This window comes from Moorena sp. SIO2C4 (assembly GCF_010672485.1).
Taxonomy (GTDB): domain Bacteria; phylum Cyanobacteriota; class Cyanobacteriia; order Cyanobacteriales; family Coleofasciculaceae; genus Moorena; species Moorena producens.
Window position 1 is genome coordinate 1 of record NZ_JAAHGN010000463.1, and the last position, 5,659, is coordinate 5,659.

Here is a 5,659-nt window from a genome sequence, read left to right on the forward strand (position 1 = left end):
TCCCATCTCCCCATCTCGCCATCTCCCCATCTCCCCACACTTCCCCCTTCTAAACAACCCGATATATTGTACTCAAGTACAAACCGTTATAATTGATTCAGTCAGTTTCAGTAAATCCCTGTCCCACATTCATCTAGCTATTGATCAGGCAGCATTCCATCGGACTATCCTGTCGGCGGAATGCTAAAAAAAGCACTACTCCCATCACTCTTCTAAACAAAATCTAATGTCTGGTAACTCACCCCCACTGATTCAAACCCTGACCCCAGACCGTTGGGCAGGATGGAGCATGGACTTTATCGGGGCAGGCTATATTGCTTTATTTGTCAAAAATGGTCGGTGTGTGCGGGTATGGAAGCCAGGGCGTCATGTCAGCTTCGCCCTACCCTGGCTAGAAAAATGTGAACTGCTCCTAGTAGACAGCAAACTCCGGCACTTGCCCATTACCTCCCAAGGAGACTTTCTATCCCGGGATCAGTATCTTGTCAATGTCTCTTTGAATGTAATGTATCAAGTGGTAGATGCCAAACGAGTTGCCCTAGAAATATCTGACCCCATTGCTGCCCTAACTAGTGCCGTTAAAGATAGTTTAGGAGTAGCAATTAGTCACCTAAGGATGGAACAGTTAACCAATCAGGGACGAGTAGAAGTCCGACAATACATTCTCGACCATGTTGACGTTTACTATACCGTAGGCTTTTCCATCGAAGATGTGCGAGTCAGTGACATCAGCTTTCCTAACACACGGGGGATAATTCGTCAAGTCGAAGGGATGAGTGCTCGACAGGAAGCAGAACATGAAGCCGTCCTAAAAATGCAGATTGCCAATGCTGGTCGCCCAGAACTCTCCCCACCACCAATCCAGCAAGTCAATATCCTCCCTGGTGGAGAAGCTAACTCTAAACACTCCATTGTCAATCAGGAAGTACCTAGGGCTACAATTCCAGACGAATCAGCCGCCACACCCAGTCTGCCCATTCGCGATCAACCAGTACTTGCCCCAACCGTACTTTTTTCCAATCCTACCCCAGCAAGCAAGGGGCGTTTAGTAAACCGTTCATCCGGTGCCATGATTGTTTTGTCTGCTAATCCTTTCACCATTGGCAGAGAACCCACGAACACCCTAGTGTTAGAAGATGCGATGTGTTCTCGCAACCATGCCCAAATTCTCCAAATTCCAGAGCCTCAGGACAAAGTGCGCTACCAAATCATTGATGTGGGTAGTTCCAATGGTACTTTTGTGGACCAACAGCGGCTTAGTTCCCATCAACCCTTTTGGCTTAGTGCAGGAAATGTGATCCAGATTGGTAATCAGGAATGGACTTTCCAGTTACCTTGAGCAGTTGATCCGCATCTAATACTCTACGAGGCAGCATTACCGTAAAAGTAGTGCCAACGCTAACATCACTGTTTAGACTAATTGTCCCACCATGAATATCGACACATTTTTTGACAATGGCTAACCCCAGTCCAGTACCAGAAATATTTTCTACATTCGAGCCTCGATGAAAAGCATTAAATAGATTATGTTGCTCTTTCCTAGGAATGCCAATCCCGTCATCACTCACCTCAAAAATAACTTGGTTATTTTGACAGGTAAACTTGATCAAAACCTTGCCTCCATTAGGGGAATACTTGATGGCATTGTCAATCAGATGGGTAAGGATTTGCAGTAGCAGCTTAGAATCAAACAACGGTCGCCCACAGTCTTGATCAATGTTTAAAATCAGGTGATGTTTATCACCATAGTGCTGTTGCATGTCATCCACTAGATCACGCACAAATACCCCTAAATCCAAAGGAGTAGGCTGAAACTCCAGTTGTTCAAATTCTGCCTTATTCAGGAACATCACATTACCCATTAAGTCCGTTATCCGTTGAACAGCTGCTCGGATCCGTTGAAAATGTTGGCTTTGTTTAGATTTATCCCATCGATGGCAGTAAGCTTCCAGCAGTTCAGAACTGGAGAGAATGCTGGTCAAGGGCGTGCGGTACTCATGGGAAATGGCTATGATCATCCGAGATTTAAGATGATTGAATTCTTGTTCTTGGGCTAGAGCTTTGCGTAGCTGAGCTTCTAATTCTCGCAGTTGCTGGTTTGCCTGTTGTAGATCAGCAGTGCGTTCCGCTACCCGCTCCTCTAAGTACAAATTTTGGTCTTCTAGTTGTTTGGTCAGGAAATGCAGTTGTAAATGCACCTTGAGACGGGCTAACACTTCTTCAGTCTGAAACGGCTTGGTGATGTAATCTACAGCCCCCAGGGACAAACCTTTGATCTTATCAACCGTGTCATTCAGAGCAGTCATAAAAATCACTGGTATTTCATTAGTTGCCGGATTAGATTTCAGTCGGCGGCAGGTTTCAAAACCATCCATTACCGGCATGATTACATCTAACAAAATTAGATCTGGTGTTGCATATTCGCTCTGATCGATAGCCGTTTCACCATCAGTTGCTACCAATATTTCCCATCCCGAATTTGCGATCGCTTCCGACAACACTTTCAAATTCGTGGGATTGTCATCAACGATCAAGATAGTGGCTTGATCAACTTTAGTGATAGTCATGGATTTACCCCCTGAACGATTTTATAAATTCCCGAATTTGCTTAACCTGAAAGCTAGTTGCTAATTGCCTTAACTCCTTGGCAAAATGCCGATATTTTTTATCGCTCTGTTCCAGTTCAACCAAGGTTTTATCTATGCCATGGATATTGCCTCTTTTGGCCAATTCAAATAGCTGATCAATTACCTCAGCTGGTGGAGCAAAAATTTCACCTGTCTCCAGTGATAGATTTTCTGAAGTTATACTTTCTAGGTTGTTATTATGTTCATAAATCCAATTAATTTTTAAATATTTTTGTAACTGATTAAAAAGATAATCCATGTTAATTGGCTTAGATAAAAATGCATCAGCTCCAGTCTTTATACTGTTTGTTATGTCAGTTTCAAAGGCACTAGCAGATACAACCATAATCACTACATTTGGCAATTGCTGTGATTTCCTAATAGCACCGATCATTTCCAATCCATCCATAATTGGCATCACAATGTCTGTCAAAATTAAATCGGGCTTAATTTCTGTTGCTTGCTGATAACCTTCTTGACCATTACTTGCTTCAAAACAACGAAATCCAATCGACTCTAGTAGGTTAATGAGTAACGAGCGATTGTTGAGATGATCATCCACTATTAGTATGGTTGGACGTTTCCCTTTAATGCCAACAATATTGCTGCTGTCTACGACTGTTTCTTGCTGGGGCGATTCGGTAGTGGTTGCTAGTTCCAAATCTAGCCAAAACCTACTTCCCTCACCTAAGGTACTTTCCACTTTGATTTCACTCCCCATTAGGGAAATAAGCTTCATACTAATTGCCAATCCCAAGCCAGTGCCTTCTGATTGTTTTTTAGTATCTCCTACCTGCTCAAACGGCAAAAAAATCTTTTTCAATTGTTCTGGAGTCATCCCGACACCAGTATCTTCAATTTGAAACCTGATTGTGTGGGAAGGGTCACCATTCAACGATGAACCGATTAAACTTACTTGAAAGGTCACACTTCCAGTATCAGTAAACTTAATCCCATTACCCAGTAAATTAATTAAAACTTGCCGCAGGCGTTTTTCATCCCCATAAATACCCACTGGCAGCTGAGGCTCGGCATGGTAAATAAACGATATACCTTTTTGCTGGGCACGAATCCGACAAATTTCTACCACGCCCATCAAGAATGAAGTAAAATGAATATCACTTTTGTGCAGCTCTAGTTTCCGAGCTTCAATTTTCGATAGGTCTAAAATATCATTGATTAAAGTAAGTAAATGGGAGCCACACTGGTGAATAATACCGATGCCATCCAGGTCTGATTTACTTATATTTGAAGAGCGTTTGAGGATTTGAGCGTATCCCAGAATGCCATTGAGGGGAGTGCGCAGTTCATGGCTCATGTTAGCCAAAAATTCGCTTTTTGCCTGGTTAGCAACATCAGCAGCTACTTTGGCTGTTTCTAATTCTTGAGTGCGCTCCTTAACTTTGACCTCCAGAGTGCGAGAATAATCTTGCAATTGCTGGTTAGCTTGTTTCAATTGCCATTGATTCTGGGTATTAGTTCCTAAAATCGCCGATAAACATAGAGCTATTAATGGGGAAATTACAGGAATCCACCAACCTGTTAGAAAGACTAAATAGCTACCACCGACAATCATGCCCCCTGTCATCAAAATACTCAGAATTAATTTGCTCAGGAGATGTTTTCTTAACCAGTTAGTCTCTGGTAATACCCAACTTCCTACGGCTCCGATCAACGAACAGCAAAAAATCCACAGCCCCTGTGCGTTAACATACCATACTCGCAGCAGAAGTCGTCCATCAAGTGCTGCACTCAACATCTGGCTGGCGATATTGGCATGAATAACAACACCAGGCATTTCCTGAACGATAGAGCTGAGACTGCTATCATAGGGCGTCGGAAAAATGTCGTTAAGGCTCGGTGCAGTCATACCAATCAAAACAATGCGATTGTACAACTGCTCCGGCGAAATTCTATTGCTCAGAACATCACTGATTGAAACTGTATTGAAGCGCTCCTGGGTGCCACGGTAATTCAACAATATTTGGTAGCCTCCAAGATCTGCACCTTGATAACCAGCATTTTTCTCGGTTAGATTGAAAAATCTTGCTTGACCTAATTGGTAATACTCGCGCCTCCCATCGATTTTTTTGAGATTGATTCCTTTGGCTTGAAGATACATCAAGCTCAATCTAACCCCTAAAGTAGGTATATCCTTACCGGATTCATCTGCTGCTGATATCAAGCTTCGCCTTACTTTACCATCCCCATCTAGCACCAAATCTGCTAGAGCAACTTGATCTCGTTGTGCTAAGGTCGGAGGTGGGGCAACTCTTTTATCCCTCACGAGGGACTTCACTCCAATCAAGTTGGGTGTGGACTTCATCACCTCAACGAACTCCTGATAACCAGGTTCCACTGGAAAATCGCGATAAATATCCAGACCAATACCTTGAGGCCGGTATGCTTTAATTTTTGTGATTAACTCAGCTAAAACAGCATCAGAAATCGGCCATCCTCCCAGTTGAGTCAGATCCGATTCATCTATGGTGATAATCACAATGCGATTATCAATGTCTTCAACCGGACGCAGGCGAAAAAATTGATCCAGGGTAGCCCACTCCAGTAGCTGGAACCATCCTGCCGTATCCAAAACAGTGACTAGTGCAGCCACAACTGGAGCTATTATAAATACAAAGCGCCATTGCTTCAAACGCTCTTTAAAGTGAAGCCACATTCCCCTTAGTCAATCTCTAATCTAGGTCAGGTTTGTTCTCTACCAACCTTGGTGAGAAGCCTATAGGCGCTTCTATTGGTTGGCAGGATTCCAGGAATAGCATCGACCGGTAGAACTGCTTTTGTGGTGAGTCACTAACCCGTCGATAACTTACCTACAGAGTTCCCAGTAAATCCTGACTAAGTAACAGTCTTGAGAAAAAAAGCAAAAAAGGGATAAAAATTGACGTGGGGGGGCGTTGCGGATGACGCGGCAAATAATTGGAAATAGATGCTGATTTGTACTTTTTGATCTGAAAAATTTATTAGAAATTGGATTAAATAATTGTCAATAATATACTTTACTTGTTACATTC

The 5,659-nt window shown here is 42.9% G+C and carries 4 protein-coding genes; 2 read left to right on the top strand and 2 right to left on the bottom strand.

What is annotated here, in order from left to right:
• Nucleotides 1–187: hypothetical protein (locus F6K20_RS21985; RefSeq protein WP_287296019.1), on the top strand; the 187-nt coding region annotated here is incomplete at its 5' end.
• 39 nt (nucleotides 188–226) lie between these two features.
• A complete protein-coding gene (locus F6K20_RS21990) occupies nucleotides 227–1,339 on the top strand; it encodes an FHA domain-containing protein (RefSeq protein ID WP_008177896.1) in 1,113 nt (370 codons plus the stop codon).
• On the opposite strand, the gene F6K20_RS21995 is transcribed toward F6K20_RS21990, so the two are convergent.
• Both F6K20_RS21995 and F6K20_RS22000 read right to left on the bottom strand, forming a co-directional pair.
• A complete protein-coding gene (locus tag F6K20_RS21995; protein ID WP_008177898.1) occupies nucleotides 1,281–2,567 on the bottom strand; it encodes an ATP-binding response regulator in 1,287 nt (428 codons plus the stop codon). The genes F6K20_RS21990 and F6K20_RS21995 overlap by 59 nt on opposite strands.
• Nucleotides 2,568–2,571: 4 nt before the next feature.
• Nucleotides 2,572–5,304: a CHASE2 domain-containing protein gene (locus F6K20_RS22000; protein WP_008177901.1), complete on the bottom strand. Its 2,733-nt coding sequence runs from the start codon at nucleotides 5,302–5,304 to the stop codon at nucleotides 2,572–2,574.
• Nucleotides 5,305–5,659: the final 355 nt, after the last annotated feature.

What these genes read in the sequence shown, in the direction of transcription:
- F6K20_RS21990 (WP_008177896.1), top strand. Translation starts at nt 227, where the DNA reads ATGTCTGGTAACTCACCCCCACTGATTCAAACCCTGACCCCAGACCGT.
- F6K20_RS21995 (WP_008177898.1), bottom strand. Translation starts at nt 2,567, where the DNA reads ATGACTATCACTAAAGTTGATCAAGCCACTATCTTGATCGTTGATGAC.
- F6K20_RS22000 (WP_008177901.1), bottom strand. Translation starts at nt 5,304, where the DNA reads ATGTGGCTTCACTTTAAAGAGCGTTTGAAGCAATGGCGCTTTGTATTT.